Annotated in this window: 16 protein-coding genes; 11 read left to right on the top strand and 5 right to left on the bottom strand. The window is 43.4% G+C overall.

What is annotated here, in order from left to right; all coding sequences use genetic code 11:
* Positions 1-186: 186 nt before the first annotated feature.
* The 3 genes from AC0VYI_RS15435 to AC0VYI_RS15425 are packed head-to-tail and all read left to right on the top strand — an operon-like array spanning position 187 to position 1,786.
* Complete coding sequence (locus AC0VYI_RS15435; RefSeq protein ID WP_475443936.1) at positions 187-621, top strand: helix-turn-helix domain-containing protein; 435 nt, start codon at positions 187-189, stop codon at positions 619-621.
* On the top strand, positions 545-991 hold the full coding sequence (locus AC0VYI_RS15430) for a transposase (protein ID WP_475443934.1): 447 nt from the start codon (positions 545-547) through the stop codon (positions 989-991). Before AC0VYI_RS15435 ends, AC0VYI_RS15430 begins: the two co-directional genes overlap by 77 nt.
* 45 nt (positions 992-1,036) lie before the next feature.
* Positions 1,037-1,786, top strand: a complete 750-nt coding sequence (locus AC0VYI_RS15425; RefSeq protein WP_475443932.1) for an IS5 family transposase — start codon at positions 1,037-1,039, stop codon at positions 1,784-1,786.
* Here the strand turns inward: AC0VYI_RS15425 and AC0VYI_RS15420 are convergent.
* From AC0VYI_RS15420 to folX, 3 genes are read right to left on the bottom strand one after another with little or no spacing between them, the layout of a single operon-like run.
* Positions 1,754-2,503, bottom strand: a complete 750-nt coding sequence (locus tag AC0VYI_RS15420) for a hypothetical protein (RefSeq protein ID WP_475443930.1) — start codon at positions 2,501-2,503, stop codon at positions 1,754-1,756. The genes AC0VYI_RS15425 and AC0VYI_RS15420 overlap by 33 nt on opposite strands.
* Entirely contained in the window at positions 2,500-5,910 is a 3,411-nt protein-coding gene (mfd, locus tag AC0VYI_RS15415) for a transcription-repair coupling factor (RefSeq protein WP_475443929.1), read from the bottom strand. Before mfd ends, AC0VYI_RS15420 begins: the two co-directional genes overlap by 4 nt.
* 4 nt (positions 5,911-5,914) lie before the next feature.
* On the bottom strand, positions 5,915-6,286 hold the full coding sequence (folX, locus tag AC0VYI_RS15410; protein WP_199474603.1) for a dihydroneopterin triphosphate 2'-epimerase: 372 nt from the start codon (positions 6,284-6,286) through the stop codon (positions 5,915-5,917).
* A gap of 473 nt (positions 6,287-6,759) precedes the next feature.
* Between folX and AC0VYI_RS15405 the strand changes: the two genes are divergently transcribed.
* The 8 genes from AC0VYI_RS15405 (at position 6,760) to sthA (ending at position 14,606) form a co-directional block, all read left to right on the top strand.
* Positions 6,760-8,097 (top strand): Na(+)-translocating NADH-quinone reductase subunit A, encoded by a 1,338-nt coding sequence (locus AC0VYI_RS15405; protein ID WP_199474604.1) that lies wholly within the window; start codon positions 6,760-6,762, stop codon positions 8,095-8,097.
* Between the two features lie 3 nt (positions 8,098-8,100).
* Positions 8,101-9,297, top strand: a complete 1,197-nt coding sequence (locus tag AC0VYI_RS15400) for an NADH:ubiquinone reductase (Na(+)-transporting) subunit B (RefSeq protein ID WP_475443927.1) — start codon at positions 8,101-8,103, stop codon at positions 9,295-9,297.
* Positions 9,290-10,090 carry a Na(+)-translocating NADH-quinone reductase subunit C gene (locus tag AC0VYI_RS15395; protein WP_199474606.1) on the top strand — a complete coding sequence of 267 codons (801 nt, stop codon included), beginning with the start codon at positions 9,290-9,292 and terminating at the stop codon, positions 10,088-10,090. The genes AC0VYI_RS15400 and AC0VYI_RS15395 overlap by 8 nt, the downstream gene beginning before the upstream one ends.
* Complete coding sequence (locus tag AC0VYI_RS15390) at positions 10,090-10,752, top strand: NADH:ubiquinone reductase (Na(+)-transporting) subunit D (protein WP_067015188.1); 663 nt, start codon at positions 10,090-10,092, stop codon at positions 10,750-10,752. Before AC0VYI_RS15395 ends, AC0VYI_RS15390 begins: the two co-directional genes overlap by 1 nt.
* Entirely contained in the window at positions 10,753-11,361 is a 609-nt protein-coding gene (nqrE, locus tag AC0VYI_RS15385) for an NADH:ubiquinone reductase (Na(+)-transporting) subunit E (RefSeq protein WP_067015186.1), read from the top strand.
* A 39-nt stretch (positions 11,362-11,400) separates the two neighbouring features.
* On the top strand, positions 11,401-12,624 hold the full coding sequence (gene nqrF / locus AC0VYI_RS15380) for an NADH:ubiquinone reductase (Na(+)-transporting) subunit F (RefSeq protein ID WP_475443925.1): 1,224 nt from the start codon (positions 11,401-11,403) through the stop codon (positions 12,622-12,624).
* Positions 12,625-12,954: 330 nt separating this feature from the next.
* Positions 12,955-13,191, top strand: a complete 237-nt coding sequence (nqrM, locus tag AC0VYI_RS15375) for a (Na+)-NQR maturation NqrM (RefSeq protein WP_199474608.1) — start codon at positions 12,955-12,957, stop codon at positions 13,189-13,191.
* A 20-nt stretch (positions 13,192-13,211) separates the two neighbouring features.
* Positions 13,212-14,606 carry a Si-specific NAD(P)(+) transhydrogenase gene (gene sthA / locus AC0VYI_RS15370; RefSeq protein WP_199474609.1) on the top strand — a complete coding sequence of 465 codons (1,395 nt, stop codon included), beginning with the start codon at positions 13,212-13,214 and terminating at the stop codon, positions 14,604-14,606.
* A 118-nt stretch (positions 14,607-14,724) separates the two neighbouring features.
* Here sthA and AC0VYI_RS15365 read toward each other — a convergent pair whose 3' ends face one another.
* A complete protein-coding gene (locus AC0VYI_RS15365) occupies positions 14,725-15,276 on the bottom strand; it encodes a hypoxanthine-guanine phosphoribosyltransferase (protein WP_199474610.1) in 552 nt (183 codons plus the stop codon).
* 35 nt (positions 15,277-15,311) lie between these two features.
* Complete coding sequence (locus tag AC0VYI_RS15360; protein WP_199474611.1) at positions 15,312-16,154, bottom strand: YihY family inner membrane protein; 843 nt, start codon at positions 16,152-16,154, stop codon at positions 15,312-15,314.
* Positions 16,155-16,244: the final 90 nt, after the last annotated feature.

The following is a 16,244-nucleotide window of genomic DNA, read 5'->3' as shown; positions in this document are numbered from 1 at the left end:
GAGCTTTTAATCTATAAAAATAAATTATGATAGAGTTTTTTTCAAAAAGTATATGATGATTTCGTAAATATCATATAAGTTAAGATGGAATTTGTGATATTGAGTTAAATGATGTTTTTTTTTGTATAGACTTCTTTGCTTATTTTTATTAACTCGGCGAACAAATAATCCTGATATAATGCAAAAATGAATCAAAAAATAGACACTCGAAAATTATCTTCTGCCGAATTGCTAGTCCTACGCCGTCAAGCCATAAGACTTCGTGAAACGCAATCCTCCTCTTTTCAATATATCGCTGCTATTACAGGGGTTAGCTCAAAGACCGTTAGCGCTTGGTGTCGAGCCTATGAGAAAGAAGGAGAAGCCAGCTTCACCTACAAAAAGCGTGGTCGGATCGAAGGGGATCAACGTAGTTTGACAGAAGCCCAAGAAGATCGCATACAGCGGGAAATTACCGACAAAATGCCAGGCCAATGCAAGCTGGCGTTTGCGCTATGGACTCGTCGAGCCGTTCAGCAATTAATTAAACAATTGGGGGAAAAATATGCCTATTCGCACGGTTGGAGATTACTTACAACGCTGGGGGTTCACGCCACAGAAGCTCTTAAAAAAAGCGTATGAGCAAGACCCCAAGCGAGTTGATGCTTGGTTAAATGAACAATATCCACAGATAAAAGAGCGGGCCAAGCAAGAGAATGCAGAGATCCATTGGGGAGATGAAACGGGATTGCGGAATGATAGCCAACATGGACGTAGTTACGCCCCAAAAGGCCAAACTCCCGTACAAGTCATACCCGCTAAACGTTGCTCTATGAACATGATCTCGTCGATTACCAATCAAGGAAAAGTGCGTTTTATGATTTATAGCAGCACCATGACGGCCAAAGTACTGCTCCGTTTTATAAAGCAGTTGATCAAATCATCGAATAAGAAAGTGTTTTTGATATTAGGGGCTGTTGATCTTTGTCTGAATTGTGAGCGAAGAAGGTAATCTCGTATAATTTACTTCGCCAAAAACAAATACAACGAGATTACCATGCCCCGATTAATGCTCACTGATGAGATGTGGTCGAAGCTAAAAGCTATTCTGCTTGAAGATAGAGTCTATAACAAGCGAGAGCATCGATACACGATGGAAGGCATTCTTTATCGGTTGCGTGTCGGCTGCCCTTGGCGAGATTTACCAGACTATTTTGGCTTATGGAATACGGTTTACCGTCGTTTTTTACTGTGGTCCAGAAAAGGAATTTTACTCAGGCTATTCAAATCCTTATCGGCCAATAAGGATACGCAATGGGAGTTTCTTGATGGCAGCTATATAAAAGCGCATCAACACAGCGCGGGCGCATCCTCTGAGGAAAATCAAGCGATTGGGCTGAGTCGTGGCGGTAATACAAGCAAAATCCACCTTGCTGTAGACAGTTATGGTTTACCAATAGAGTTCATAATCACAGGCGGAGAAGTTCATGATAGTAAAGTGGCCAATGCCCTTATTGAGGTCTTGCCACAAGGAGATTTCATCATTGCGGACAAAGGTTATGACAGTGAAGCGATTCGCGAGAAAGTTCGTCAATGCGGCTCGACTCCAGTCATTCCTAGAAAGCAAAATTCGAAAAAAGGAAACGCCGATATAGATTGGTGTTTATACAAATATCGGCATTTAGTTGAAAATGCGTTTGCTCGGCTCAAACATTTTAGAGCGATAGCCACGCGCTATGATAAGTTGAAAATTCACTTTGAAAGCATGTTAGCGTTAGCTTGCTCGATCATTTGGCTGCCAATGTGAAAGATCAACAGCCCCTAGTTTCATTGGCTCGAAGTAAAGTAGGGTGCCGATAATAGGGTGGTCAAGATAGTTTAGTTTTTTGCTGGCAGTCTTATTTTTCAGCTCAACATTTAACACTTGAGTAGGCATGGGACCAAGGGGTTGATCGCTTGCTTGTCCTGAACTGTCTTGATTGCTACTTTGAAGGTCTGTGCTGTCGTTACTTGTACCCTCTGGCGATGTGGTTTCTGGAAGTGGCGTAAAGAGATAGTGATGGTATTTGATGTCTGTTTCTAAGTAGTGAGCATAGCGAACAGAGATGGTGCCAGTTAGCTCAGGGTAGCCATTAGTGTTGGCATCACTGTGGAACGATTCATGGATAACATCGCCTCTTTTGTCAAAAATCAAAATCCACCGTTCATTGATTAGCACTGGAGCATGTGGAGCAATTTTATTTTTAAAGTCATCAAAAGGAACGTACAAGGGTTCAATATCGGCCCCTTTGGATGAGTTGTCGGCCGTGTTAGTGTTGTCTACGGGATATTGCGGGAGCGCACTAGGGTCTTTGACCTTTTGGTAAGTAATCTGCTCACTAGAGGCATAGCTAGGCCATATAAAAGTCAATAAATAAGCCTGATAGGCTCTGGCAGTATCTGGGTCGATATCGTTACTGCCAGCGGCGAATAGGGGGGTACTGAGTGATATCAGTGCGAGTAAGAGTATGTAATATCGTTTCAATGTAATTGTTCCAGCGTTTTGTAGGTTTGTTGAAAGCGCTCTTCTGCGCTGCTCATTGTTGCCATGTATTTTAACGTATCTGATCCAACCAATTTGTATTGGTTTGGTTTGGTTTGTATAAGCTTGATCAGTTTCATTGGATCAACAGGGGTTTTACTGCTGAAAAATATTTTACCCTCTTTTTGATTCGCTTCAATTTTTGTGATGCCAAGCTTTTCTGCTTTGAGTTTGATGCCTGCTTGACGGAACAAATTTTTTGTGGGATCTGGCAATAAACCAAAGCGATCAATCATTTCCACTTGTAACTCTTTCAATTCTTCATCGGTTGAAGCATTGGCAATGCGTTTATACAGAATTAAGCGCGAATGTACGTCACCTAAATAATCTTCTGGTATCAATGCCGGAACACGCAAGTTGATGTCGGTTTGTGCCGGAGAGCTAATATCCACATCAGGAGATTCACCATTTTTTAGGGATTTGACGGCTCGATCAAGCATGTCCATAAATAAGGAGAAGCCAACGTGCTCAATGTGTCCGCTTTGCCCTTCGCCTAATAGTTCCCCCGTGCCGCGAATCTCTAAGTCATGGGTTGCTAAGGTAAAACCTGCACCAAGGGTATCGGCCATGGTGATGGCTTCAAGACGTTTTTCTGCATCTTTGGTGAGTTTTCTGTCTTTGGGTGTCAATAAGTAGGCATATGCTTGGTGATGAGAACGGCCAACGCGTCCACGTAATTGATGGAGTTGGGCCAAGCCAAACTTGTCCGCTCGTTCGATGATAATGGTGTTGGCGTTAGGGATGTCTATCCCTGTTTCAATAATGGTCGAACACACTAATACATTGGCGCGTTTGTGGTAGAAATCGGACATCACTTGCTCGAGTTCTCGTTCGCGCATTTGTCCATGCCCGACCAGTACCCGAGCCTCAGGTATGAGTTCGCTTAGCTCTTGCGCGGTTTTTTCAATGGTTTGAACTTCATTATGTAGGAAATAGACTTGGCCGCCACGATGTAGCTCACGCAGGATAGCCTCTTTTATTTGGTATTCGTCTCTTTGTTTGATAAAGGTTTTGACTGACAAGCGTTTTGCTGGTGGTGTAGCAATAATCGATAAATCGCGAATGCCAGACAGTGACATATTCAATGTACGAGGAATCGGTGTAGCGGTTAAGGTTAGAATGTCCACTTCTGCACGCAAGGCTTTGAACTGATCTTTTTGTTTCACCCCAAAGCGATGCTCTTCGTCGATGATAACTAAGCCTAGATTTTGGAATCTAATATCGCTTTGAATGAGCTTATGGGTACCGACAACAATATCGGCTTTGCCTTCTTCAAGCCTTTTTACGGCATCAGTGGTTTGTTTACCTGAGCGAAAACGGGATAGGAGTTCAATTTGCACGGGCCAATCAGCGAAACGGTCACAAAAGTTTTCGTAATGTTGTTGCGCTAATAGAGTTGTTGGTACCAGCACCGCGACTTGTTTACCGCCAGCCACTGCCAAAAAGGCAGCACGCATAGCAACCTCTGTTTTACCAAACCCCACATCACCACAAATCAACCGATCCATAGGTTTCGGGTTAAGCATGTCTTTGATCACGGCATCAATGGCCAGTTGTTGATCTGGCGTTTCTTCGAACGGGAAACCGGCGGCAAATAGCTCATACTGTTCGTCGGGTCGACTAAAAGCATGACCAACACGTGCTTCACGTTTTGCATAAATTTCTAATAGTTCGGCGGCGGTATCACGGGCTTTCTCAGCCGCTTTTTGTTTGGCAACACTCCATTTGTCCGTGCCGAGTTTATGGAGTGGGGCGTTTTCTTCGTCGGCCCCTGTGTAGCGAGAGATTAATTGCAACGACGAAACTGGAACATAGAGCTTGGCGTCGTTTGCATAGCCGAGGGTTAATAATTCAGTTTCTTGCCCATCTATTTCTAAATTGGTAAGTCCTAGATAACGGCCTACACCGTGATCAATATGAACGACGGGGGCGTTGAGACGAAGTTCGGTTAAGTTGCGAATGATGGCGTCTTCATTGACGTCACCGTGCTTACGTCGGCGTCGCTGAGAAACACGCTCCCCAAGGATCTCACTTTCGGGGATGAGGGTTATCTCGTCTCGTATTTGGAAACCACGGGAAATACTTCCTTCGCTAATGGCAAGAGGACTTTTTCCTGAGATAAAAGTGTGCCAGCTTTCACTGTAGTCAGGGGTGATTTTGTATTTTTTTAACAGCTCTAACAGGGCTTCACGACGACCAGCGGTTTCCGCGACGATGAGCACGCGAGTGTTTGTTTCGCTAAGGAAACGTTCCAGCTTACCGATAGGGTTGGGGGATTTTGAGTCGATTTTGACATCACTGATTGCGGTATAACGATCGCTCACGCCGTTTTTTGCAAAGATAATACTAGCGAATTGGTTCAAGGCAGCAAACAGTTCATCTTCTCTTAGACAAATCTCATCTGGCGTCAGAATAGGACGTTCAATGTCATAGTTTAACGATTCGTGTCGGCTTTTGTAGTCAAGTTGAACGCTGGCGACTTGTTCATTAAAACTGTCGGTGCGAATAATCAGTGCTTCATCGGTGAGGTAATCGAAAAAATGACTGGTTTGGTCAAAAAACAAGGGTAAGTAGTATTCGATACCTGATGGAATGATGCCACTGGATATGTCTTGATAAATAGGGCTGGACAGTGGGTCGACATCAAAACGTTCTCGGAACGCTTGGCGAAAGTGCTGTATGCCTTGTGCGGTAGTGGGAAATTCTTTTGCGGGTAGCATATTAATTTCAGCGACTTTTTCGATGCTACGTTGGGTCTCCGTATCGAATAAGCGAATGGTTTCAATATCGTTATCGAACCAGTCAATTCGAATGGGGGTGTTGGCCCCCATTGGAAACACATCCATTAAAGCACCACGAACCGCGAACTGACCATGCTCGTGAACATTGTCGACATTCAAATAACCTGCATCCGTCAATTTTTGAGCGAGCTTTTCTAATGGTAGTGTTTGTCCTTCCTTGACATGAAAACGTTGTGCTTCCAAGTGTTGGCGGGGACAAAGTCTGACAAAACAAGACGCGATGGTTGTCAAAATAATAGGGTTGGAGGACTCCGACAATTTCGCTAGGGTCTCGAGACGCTGGGAAACAATGTCCTGATGAGGAGAAAAGGCATCGTAGGGGAGTGTTTCCCAATCACTAAAGCGTAATATTTCTTGCTCTTGGTCGCTTAAGAAGGTGAGTTCATCTTCTAGTTCATTGAGTTCGGATATGGTATCCGTGATGAAAACAATAGGGCGTTTTTCCTGTTTGGCGATAGCAAGCAGTTGTAAGGCACTGCGGCTACCGTCAATGCCAGGTAAGAGATTTTTGTAACCGGGTTTTAAATTAAGCGACAGAGTATCTGGCATGGTATTAATCGATGTCTTTTGTAGCGCAAAGAGTTAAGGAAACAGAATCGGCAAAGCGTAATGCATGAGGTTTTTCAATTTTCACTTTTACTGAGCAAACGTTGCTAGGTTTCATACAAAGAGAGAGCACATCGGAAGTGAGCCTTTCAAGTAATAAGAAGCTATTGGTTTCGACATGATGGATGATTTCTTTGCAAATGGTGCGATAGTTAACCGCTTTATCTATATCATCGGTTTGGCTTGCTTCGACAGCTGGATAATCAATCCAAGCGTTTATCACGACATCTTGTTTGTTTTTCTTTTCCGATTCGTTGAAGCCAATAAAGGTACGTAGCCGAAGGTTCTCAATGTGGATTTGGGCATTAGCTTGCTTCATAAATGTCTTATCTTCCTAATAGAATATTGGTGAAGTTGATTGAAAAAGCCGTTCCAGATAGCCAGCCAGTATTATTGTGTCGTTTTCGCTGAATGATGGCAACTTAAAGTCATAGACATTGTGCCTGCCTATTTTCTGTCGCATTTAAGGGCTTTTTTGTGATTAACAGTGAGTGAATTGTTTGGAAAAAGGATAAAAAGCGTAAAAAACGCATATAATGTGCGTTTTTTGTACAGTTAGCGTATTAATATGGACGAATATCATGAAAACAGTAAAGGATAAGTCCGAAAGAAACTGTGGAATAGTAGTCAAGGCCAACAATGATCACTATAATACCTCGGTTTTTTGGTGAAGTGGATTTGCGTTTTATAACAAACATTCCGTTTGCTATTCGCTTTCGAATGTTTTCCCGGAGGGGGTCGTGAGCAAAACGTACAACGCTTTTGTGTTCAATTTGTTGTTGGGCAGAACATATGTATAAAATTACTAAAGGCCTAGATCTTCCGATCAGCGGCGCTCCCAATCAGGTGATTGAGAATGTGGCAACGGCAAAATCCGTTGCTGTGATCGGTCCTGACTACCATGGTATGAAACCCACCATGATGGTTCAGGAAGGGGATAAGGTCAAAAAAGGACAGGTCATCTTTACGGATAAAAAAACGGAAGGGGTAAAGTACACCGCTCCTGCCTCAGGTGTTATCTCTTCTATTCATCGCGGTCAACGACGTGTGTTTCAGTCTGTGGTGATTGATGTTGAAGGAAATGAAGCCGAGTCCTTTGCTTCCTATGCTGGCACAGAGTTGAAAGGTCTTGATCGTGATAAAGTGGTTGAGAACTTAGTTGATTCTGGCTTATGGACCGCTTTTCGTACCCGCCCGTACTCTAAAGTGCCCGAAATTGCCTCTGAACCTCACTCTATCTTTGTTACGGCAATGGATACCAATCCGTTGGCGGCTTCTCCTGAAGTTGTTTTGGCTGATCAAAGCGAAGCCTTTGCTGATGGTCTGACCATATTAACACGTTTGACATCAGGAAGCGTTTTTGTGTGTAAAGCGCCTGATGCGAAAATTCCTACAACGTCGGATGTTAAAGTAGAAGAATTTGCGGGTATTCATCCTGCCGGTTTAGCGGGTACGCATATTCATTTCTTGGACCCAGTTAGTGAAAAGAAAACCGTTTGGTCTATCAATTATCAAGATGTGGTTGCAATCGGTAAGTTGTTCCTGACGGGTGAACTGTTTGTTGAGCGTGTAATAGCCATTGCTGGACCTCAAGTGAAAAAGCCACGTCTTGTTCGTACCCAGTTGGGTGTAAACCTTGATGTGTTAATGGCCAATGAGTTAAAAGACGGTGAGAACCGTGTTATCTCTGGTTCTGTTTTAACAGGCCGTAAAGCGTTTGGACCATTTGCTTATCTTGGTCGCTATCATAATCAGGTCACTGTGCTTCAAGAAGGACGCGAACGTGAAATGATGCATTACTTGCGAGCGGGAGCAAAAAAACATTCTGTATTAAATGTTTTCTTGTCTAAACTCACAGGGGCGTCATCATTTGATATGACAACAACGACCAATGGCAGTGATCGGACTATGTTACCACTTGGCCATTTTGAACGCTTAATGCCGCTAGATATTTTGCCAACTCAATTGTTGCGAGCATTGGTGGTAGGGGATACAGAACAGGCGCAGAAATTGGGCGCTCTAGAGTTAGATGAAGAAGATTTAGCGCTGTGCACTTACAGTTGTTCGGGTAAGTTTGAATACGGCCCGATCCTTCGGGATTGTCTAACTCTGATAGAGAAAGAGGGTTGATTTATGGGGCTTAGAAAAGTACTCGATAAAATGGAACCTGAGTTTCATGCAGGTGGTAAATATGAAAAATGGTATGCGCTTTATGAAGCGGTTGATACGATTTTTTATCGCCCAAGCTCAGTAACGAAGAACGGCTCTCACGTACGTGATGCTGTTGATATGAAGCGCATCATGATATTGGTGTGGCTATGTACTTTCCCTGCCATGTTTTTTGGTATGTACAATATTGGTTTGCAGGCTAATACGGCTATTGCAGCCATGCATACTAGCGCTGGCGAGTCTTGGCACCAGTCTATTATTGGGGCTTTAGCTGGTCATAATCCTGCCAGTATTTGGGATAATATGGTGTATGGGGCGGCTTACTTTTTGCCTGTTTACCTTGTTACCTTTGTTGTGGGTGGTTTTTGGGAAGTCTTGTTTGCGACCGTTCGTAAACATGAAATAAACGAAGGCTTCTTTGTTACCTCTATTCTATTCGCTTTGACAATGCCACCGACTGTGCCGCTTTGGCAGGTCGCACTCGGTATTACCTTTGGTGTGGTATTGGGTAAAGAGGTATTTGGAGGCACAGGTAAGAACTTTCTTAACCCTGCCTTGGCGGGTCGAGCATTTTTATTCTTTGCTTACCCAGCTTCCATGTCAGGTGATTCTGTTTGGACGGCGGTTGATGGCTTCTCCGGAGCAACGCCATTAAGCCAAATTGCGGCGGATGGTGTGACAAGTTTGACCACTACCTGGTCTGATGCTTTCTTTGGCTTTATTCAAGGATCAATGGGTGAAACATCAACCTTGGCGATCTTCATTGGTGGTGCCATTCTAATGGTGATGCGCATTGCTTCTTGGCGTATCGTTGCAGGTGTGATGATCGGTATGATCGCAACATCGTTGCTGTTTAATTGGATAGGTTCCGATACCAATCCAATGTTTGCTACACCTTGGTACTGGCATATGGTGCTGGGTGGCTTTGCTTTCGGCATGATGTTTATGGCGACGGATCCTGTGTCTGCCTCTATGACTCAGCGTGGTAAGTGGTTCTATGGTGCCTTAATTGGCGTAATGGTGGTGCTAATTCGTGTGGTTAACCCTGCCTACCCAGAAGGTATGATGTTGGCAATTTTGTTTGCTAACTTGTTTGCACCTTTTATAGATCATTTTATCGTTCAGGCAAACATTAAACGGAGGATTGCACGCAATGGCTAGCGGTAACGAAAGCATCAAAAAGACGATATTGGTTGCGCTGGCTCTATGTTTGGTTTGTTCTATCTTTGTTGCGGCTGCGGCGGTTGGTTTAAAGCCGATTCAAAAAGCCAATAAAGCTCTAGACCGGAAACAAAATATCTTGGCTGCGGCTGGGATGTTAGAGCCAGGTAAATCTGTTGACGAGCTTTTCAAACGCGTCGAAACGCGAATTGTTAATCTGGACACAGGTGAATTTGCTACTCCAGAAGAGCTCAAAGCAGCAGGGATAAACCCACTGACCTACGATCAAAAAGCAGCGGCTCAAAACCCTAAACTGTCTCGCGCTTTGCCTGCTGATGAAGATCCAGCGGACATTAAGCGTCGTGCGAAATACGCACCAGTGTATTTGGTGATGTCTGGCGATAAAATTAATAAAATCGTCCTGCCTGTTCACGGTTACGGACTTTGGTCAACAATGTATGGGTTTATAGCACTTAAGAATGATTACTCTACTGTTGTTGGCTTTGGTTTTTATGATCAAGGTGAAACACCTGGGTTAGGTGGTGAAGTAGATAATCCAAACTGGAAAGCGTTGTGGAAAGGTAAAGAAGTTTATAACAACCAAGGCAAGCCTGTTATTCGCTTGGTAAAAGGTGGTGTAAACAATGCTAGTCCTGATGCGGTTCATGAAGTAGATGCTTTATCTGGGGCGACCTTGACCAGTCGTGGTGTTACGCATCTGGTGCAGTACTGGATGGGTAAACATGGCTTTGGGCCTTTCTTGGCAAAGCTTCGTAGCAAAGGAGTTCAATGATGTCTGAAGTGAAAAAAGTCCTTTTTGGACCCATTTTAGCGAATAACCCAATTGCTCTACAGATCTTGGGGATCTGTTCGGCTCTTGCGGTGACTAGTAGCATGAGTGTGAGTTTAGTAATGGCGATTGCGTTGACCTTGGTAACCGCCTTTTCTAACTTCTTTATTTCAATAATTCGTAATCATATTCCTAGCAGTATTCGTATCATCGTACAGATGATCATTATTGCTTCTTTGGTTATCGTTGTGGATCAAGTGCTACGTGCGTTTGCCTTTGAAATAAGTAAACAGCTTTCCGTGTTTGTTGGCTTGATCATCACAAACTGTATCGTTATGGGGCGTGCAGAAGCCTATGCCATGCAAAATGGCCCTGTGATGAGCTTCTTGGATGGTATTGGTAATGGCCTTGGGTACAGCGCCATGTTAATGGTGGTTGCCTTTTTCCGTGAGCTACTTGGTGCAGGCAAACTGTTTGGTCATGTTGTTTTTCAAACGGTCCAAAACGGTGGTTGGTATCAACCTAATGGCTTGATGCTTCTTCCTCCAAGTGCTTTCTTTGTTATTGGTCTTATTATCTGGGTATTGCGCTCAGCGAAAAAAGAACAAGTGGAAGAGCCTGAATTCAAAATAGCGGCTAATTCACGTGCGCAGGAGGCTTTATAAATGGAACATTTAATCAGTTTATTTGTTAAGGCTGTTTTCGTTGAGAATATGGCGTTGGCCTTCTTCTTGGGGATGTGTACTTTGTTGGCTTTGTCCAAGAAAGTTGAAACGGCTCTGGGTCTTGGGGTAGCCGTTATTGTAGTGCTTGCTATCACGGTGCCTCTTAACAATTTGTTGTATCAGAACCTGTTGAAAGACGGAGCGCTTGAGTGGGCAGGTTTACCCAATGTCGATTTAAGCTTCTTGGGGTTATTGAGCTACATCGGTGTTATTGCTGCTGTGGTTCAGATTTTGGAGATGACGCTGGATAAGTATGTTCCTGCATTGTACAACGCACTTGGTGTGTTCTTGCCTCTGATTACTGTTAACTGTGCCATTATGGGTGCGTCGCTGTTCATGGTTGAGCGCGATTACAATTTCAGTGAAAGTGTGGTTTACGGTGTTGGTGCTGGTATCGGTTGGGCTTTGGCTATTGTGGCGTTGGCGGGTATTCGTGAAAAGCTCAAATATTCGGACGTACCAGCGGGTCTGCGTGGTTTAGGTATTACCTTCATCACTGTGGGCTTGATGAGCTTAGGCTTTATGTCATTTTCTGGTGTGCAGCTTTAATTGCATAAAATGGACAACCAAGAATAAGGTTTAACAAACATGAACTTAGAAATTATTCTAGGTGTAGTGATGTTCACAGCGATCGTGCTGGCTCTGGTGGCGATTATCCTTGCTGCTCGAGCGAAGCTGGTGAGTTCTGGGGATGTCACAATTCGCATCAATGGAGAAAAGGAGGTAACTGCACCAGCAGGTGGTAAGTTACTCCAAACCCTAGCAAATAGCGGTATCTTTTTATCCTCAGCTTGTGGTGGCGGGGGGACCTGTGCACAGTGTAAATGTAAAGTGTTAAGTGGTGGCGGTTCTATGTTATCCACTGAGCAGTCTCACTTTACTCGTCGAGATGAAAAAGAAGGCTATCGACTTTCATGTCAGGTGTCGGTTAAACAGGATATGGAAGTTGAGGTGCCTGAAGAAGTGTTTGGTGTTAAGGCTTGGGATTGTACTGTTGAGTCTAACCCCAATGTGGCGACCTTTATCAAAGAGTTGACGCTTAAACTCCCAGAAGGCGAAAACGTTGATTTTCGTGCTGGTGGTTATGTTCAGCTAGAAGCGCCACCGCGCACGGTTCATTACAAAGACTTTGATATTGAAGAGGAGTATCGTGGAGATTGGGATCAATTCAATCTTTGGAAGTTTACCTCTAAAGTGGATGAAACCGTCATTCGTGCTTACTCGATGGCTAACTACCCAGAAGAGAAAGGGTTGGTTAAGTTTAATATTCGTATTGCGTCGCCACCTCCAAGAAAAGATAATGTGCCGCCTGGTCAGATGTCATCTTACGTTTTTAGTTTAAAACCAGGTGATAAAATCAAGGTATATGGTCCGTTTGGTGAGTTCTTTGCAAAAGATACCGATGCTGAAATGGTCTTTATCGGTGGTGGTGCTGGTATGGCGCCTATGCGGTCTCATATTTTTGATCAGCTTAAGCGCTTGCACTCTAAGAGAAAGATTTCTTTCTGGTACGGTGCACGGAGTATGCGAGAAGCGTTTTATATTGAAGAATACGATAAGCTTCAAGAAGAAAATGAAAACTTCGAATGGCATTTGGCCTTGTCAGATCCGCTTCCAGAAGATAACTGGGAAGGTAAAACAGGCTTTATTCATAACGTGTTGTATGAAAACTATTTGAAGGATCATCCTGCGCCAGAAGATTGTGAGTTCTACATGTGTGGACCACCAATGATGAATGCGTCTGTTATTAAAATGCTAGAGGACCTTGGGGTTGAGAAGGAAAATATTCTTCTTGATGACTTCGGTGGCTAGCAGCCAAAAAAGACCCGCCTCTTAGGTGGGTCTTTTTTTTAGTGTCTCTTAAAGAGCAAAGGGGCTATATGTAAGTATTTGAATTGGCTTTCAACAACTTATCATATTTTCTCCTAATTTGATTGGCTTTTTAGATGGGGTAGAGTGCGCGCCTTATGCAAAAAGCTTTATAATGGGGTACCGAATAATGAAGCGAAGATTGGCTTATTCGCTAATTTTCGAATAAGCAGTCAAGAGATGCTCGTCTTTTGTGATCTATGCTTTAGCTAGCGCCTTGATTGCCTGAGTAAGGAAAAGCTCATGGTGCTTTTCCGCATAGGAGGATTAGTTATGTTAACTGCAGTTTTAGTGTTTGCTTTGATGTTGGCTGTCGTTGCCGCAATGGCAGTCGGTGTCATGATGGGAAGAAAGCCTATTGCGGGTTCTTGTGGTGGAATGAGTGCACTTGGAATGGAAGTCGCATGTGATATCTGTGGTGGAGATAAAGGGAAGTGTGAAAAAGAGTCTAAAAAATTAGCCACTCAAAAAAATGTATCGGATGAAGCGTTCTACGATGCATCTAAGTAATTATATTTGAAGGGGATAAAATGACGACGAGACATTATGATGTCGTAGTATTAGGCACAGGCCCTGCTGGTGAAGGGGCTGCGATGAATGCAGCCAAAGCTGGAAAAAAAGTGGCTGTAGTGGAAGCAAGTCCACAAGTAGGTGGTAGTTGTACGCATCTTGGAACGATTCCATCAAAAGCACTGCGTCATGCAGTGAAAGAGATCATCGCTTTTAACACCAACCCGATGTTCCGTGATATTGGTGAGCCTCGTTGGTTCTCATTTCCTAAGGTACTTGATCGTGCGAATAAGGTGATTGATAAGCAAGTGATGGGAAGAACTGAGTATTATGCTCGTAATCGCATCGATATTTATTTTGGTCGTGGTAAGTTTAAAGATGCGAATACCATTGAGGTGAACACCTACGAGCGTGGTCCTGAGGAGCTGGTTGCTAAGAATGTTGTGATTGCAACAGGCTCTCGTCCTTATCGCCCCACTAGTATTGATTTCACTCATCCTCGCATTTATTGCTCAGATACGATTCTAAGTTTGAGTCATACACCTCGTTCTTTGATTATTTATGGTGCGGGCGTTATCGGTTGTGAGTACGCTTCTATTTTTTGTGGTTTAGGTGTACGCGTCGAGTTGATTAACCCAGGCAAGAAATTGCTCAGCTTCCTAGATGAAGAAATCACCGACGGATTGAGCTACCACTTACGAGATGGCGGGGTGCTAATCCGTCATAACGAGACTTTCGAATCCGTAGAAACGACGGGACGTGGTGTTGTGATGAACATGGTATCCGGCAAAAAGTTGCGGGCTGATGCTCTATTATTTTGTAATGGCCGATCCGGTAATACAGAGTCGTTAGGGCTTGAAAATATTGGTTTAGAGCCAAATAGTCGTGGACAGTTGTCAGTTAATCATGCTTATCAAACGGCAGTAGAGAATGTTTACGCCGCAGGTGATGTTATTGGTTGGCCAAGTTTGGCCAGTGCGGCTTATGATCAAGGTCGTGCTGTTGCTGCTAATATGTTTGGTATAGAGGGTGGTCATTTTGTTAATGAAGTGCCAACTGGTATCTATACGATTCCTGAAATCAGTTCGGTGGGTAAGACTGAGGCCGAGTTAACCGCTGAGAAAGTACCTTACGAGGTTGGGCGTGCTTTCTTTAAAAATACTGCTCGAGCTCAGATCACTGGGGAAGCGGTTGGTATGTTGAAAATTCTTTTTCACCGCGAAACTCTGGCGATTTTAGGGATTCATTGTTTTGGTGACCAAGCGTCGGAGATTATTCACATCGGCCAAGCGATTATGAAGCAACCGGGTGAGCAAAATACCTTGAAGTACTTTTTGAATACGACGTTTAACTATCCAACGATGGCCGAAGCTTACCGTGTGGCCGCATTGAATGGTTTTAATCGAGTCTTCTAATAAGCAATGTTGTCTTGAGTGAGCGTTAGATTGCTTGCTCGGTGAGTAAAATTAAAAAAGGCGCTAGCTTTTCGAGCTAGCGCCTTTTTTCGCGAGAGTGGAAAGAAGGTGTGTTTGGTTAGCTGTCTTTAATAGCGTAAATGCCTTTTAGATTACGAAATGCACCTTTGTAATCCATGCCGTAGCCAAACAAAAAGCGGTCTTCTACGTCCACGCCAATGTAATTTGGTGTTAGATTGATTTTGCGGTTATGCAGCTTGTTGATAACCGTAGCAGAGTAGACTTTTTTGGCTCCTTGTTGCTCGAACCATTCGATGATGGCTTTTAAGGTGTGCCCTTGATCAAAAATATCGTCAATAATCAAAATATCACGATTTTTTATATCCGTTTGAGGATAACTTAGCCATTTAAGAGAAGTGCCTTCTGTTTCCATCCCATAACGAGTGGCATGAACATAATCAAGCTCTAACGGAAACGAAAGGCGATCAAGTATGCCTGCGGTTGGTATCAGTCCGCCATTCATGACACAGATGACCAGAGGGAAGGTGTCTTGTAAATCTTTGGTGATTTGTTCGCCCATTTTGTCTAAGGCGTTATCAATTTGTTGTTCGCTGACTAGGCAGTCGGCTTGCTCTAAAATGGTGTTTAGATCGTTAATTTTGTTGATCATGGCTAACTCTGTTAAAAAATTTCAGCAATTTTAACCTAATCTTGATCGAATGCTAAGCTCTTAATGTGATGGATGCTCGCGCATAGGCAAGTTGATGCCAAAATAATGATCCACGTGGACTGAAGCCAGATTAAAAAAATCGGCAAAGCGGCAAATGCACCGTAAACCACTTGGTAGGAGCTGAAAAAATGAGCAAAACTACCGAATAAAGTGTTCAGTAGAAACAATCCAATGCTACCAATAAATGAGGCAAAGGCGGCAATTCTCAATGAAACATCGGTATTAGGTGTCAAAAAATTTAGGGTAAATAACATAAAAAAATACAACGCATAGCTACCAAAGTCGATTAAGTATTTAATCGGTTCGCTCGCTTGAATGTCTCTGATTTCATAAGACAATAATGTGCCGTATAAGCTCAGCGAGGCGGCAAAAATAATCGGGCCAAGGGTGAGTATTGCCCAATAAGTGAGCAGTTTGTCACGAATTTTTCGTTGTTTTTTTATATTCCAAATGGATTGGACGCTGCCCTCAAATGTGTTCAGTAGCAGAAGGGCCGTAATAAACAGTGTCACGATTCCGGCAGCAGGAAGGTTTTTTGCTTGCTGAGAAAATTTAATCAAATAGGGAAAAATGGTGTCTGTTGTTCCTGGTGTTAAATGAGTGCTAAGAAAATTAAACAGCTGTGTTTGCATATCTTTTAGAGCAGGGGTTAGCCCAAGGATGCCGATCACGATAGTGATGATCGGTACGGCGGCCAGTAAGCTTGATAAGGTGAGTTGTGCCGCTCGTTGTGTCAAATTGCTTTGTATAAAACGTGATGAAGTATGATGGGTGTAGCGTTTACTAAGAATATAGAGGTAGCGAAAACGCTCTTGCATTGGGTAATCCTCATAAATAAGCTCAAGTGAGATGATTTTATTATGAATGTTTTTTTTAAGTATATCGCCTATTTGTCATGCAAAAGGTCG

This window comes from Marinomonas sp. 63XJN7_9_ISO-PGPR-S23-217 (genome assembly GCF_056173515.1).
This window is presented reverse-complemented; position numbering and strand designations above follow the sequence as displayed.

What these genes read in the sequence shown, in the direction of transcription:
- AC0VYI_RS15435 (WP_475443936.1), top strand. Translation starts at nt 187, where the DNA reads ATGAATCAAAAAATAGACACTCGAAAATTATCTTCTGCCGAATTGCTA.
- AC0VYI_RS15430 (WP_475443934.1), top strand. Translation starts at nt 545, where the DNA reads ATGCCTATTCGCACGGTTGGAGATTACTTACAACGCTGGGGGTTCACG.
- AC0VYI_RS15425 (WP_475443932.1), top strand. Translation starts at nt 1,037, where the DNA reads ATGCCCCGATTAATGCTCACTGATGAGATGTGGTCGAAGCTAAAAGCT.
- mfd (WP_475443929.1), bottom strand. Translation starts at nt 5,910, where the DNA reads ATGCCAGATACTCTGTCGCTTAATTTAAAACCCGGTTACAAAAATCTC.
- folX (WP_199474603.1), bottom strand. Translation starts at nt 6,286, where the DNA reads ATGAAGCAAGCTAATGCCCAAATCCACATTGAGAACCTTCGGCTACGT.
- AC0VYI_RS15405 (WP_199474604.1), top strand. Translation starts at nt 6,760, where the DNA reads ATGTATAAAATTACTAAAGGCCTAGATCTTCCGATCAGCGGCGCTCCC.
- AC0VYI_RS15400 (WP_475443927.1), top strand. Translation starts at nt 8,101, where the DNA reads ATGGGGCTTAGAAAAGTACTCGATAAAATGGAACCTGAGTTTCATGCA.
- AC0VYI_RS15395 (WP_199474606.1), top strand. Translation starts at nt 9,290, where the DNA reads ATGGCTAGCGGTAACGAAAGCATCAAAAAGACGATATTGGTTGCGCTG.
- AC0VYI_RS15390 (WP_067015188.1), top strand. Translation starts at nt 10,090, where the DNA reads ATGTCTGAAGTGAAAAAAGTCCTTTTTGGACCCATTTTAGCGAATAAC.
- nqrE (WP_067015186.1), top strand. Translation starts at nt 10,753, where the DNA reads ATGGAACATTTAATCAGTTTATTTGTTAAGGCTGTTTTCGTTGAGAAT.
- nqrF (WP_475443925.1), top strand. Translation starts at nt 11,401, where the DNA reads ATGAACTTAGAAATTATTCTAGGTGTAGTGATGTTCACAGCGATCGTG.
- nqrM (WP_199474608.1), top strand. Translation starts at nt 12,955, where the DNA reads ATGTTAACTGCAGTTTTAGTGTTTGCTTTGATGTTGGCTGTCGTTGCC.
- sthA (WP_199474609.1), top strand. Translation starts at nt 13,212, where the DNA reads ATGACGACGAGACATTATGATGTCGTAGTATTAGGCACAGGCCCTGCT.
- AC0VYI_RS15365 (WP_199474610.1), bottom strand. Translation starts at nt 15,276, where the DNA reads ATGATCAACAAAATTAACGATCTAAACACCATTTTAGAGCAAGCCGAC.
- AC0VYI_RS15360 (WP_199474611.1), bottom strand. Translation starts at nt 16,154, where the DNA reads ATGCAAGAGCGTTTTCGCTACCTCTATATTCTTAGTAAACGCTACACC.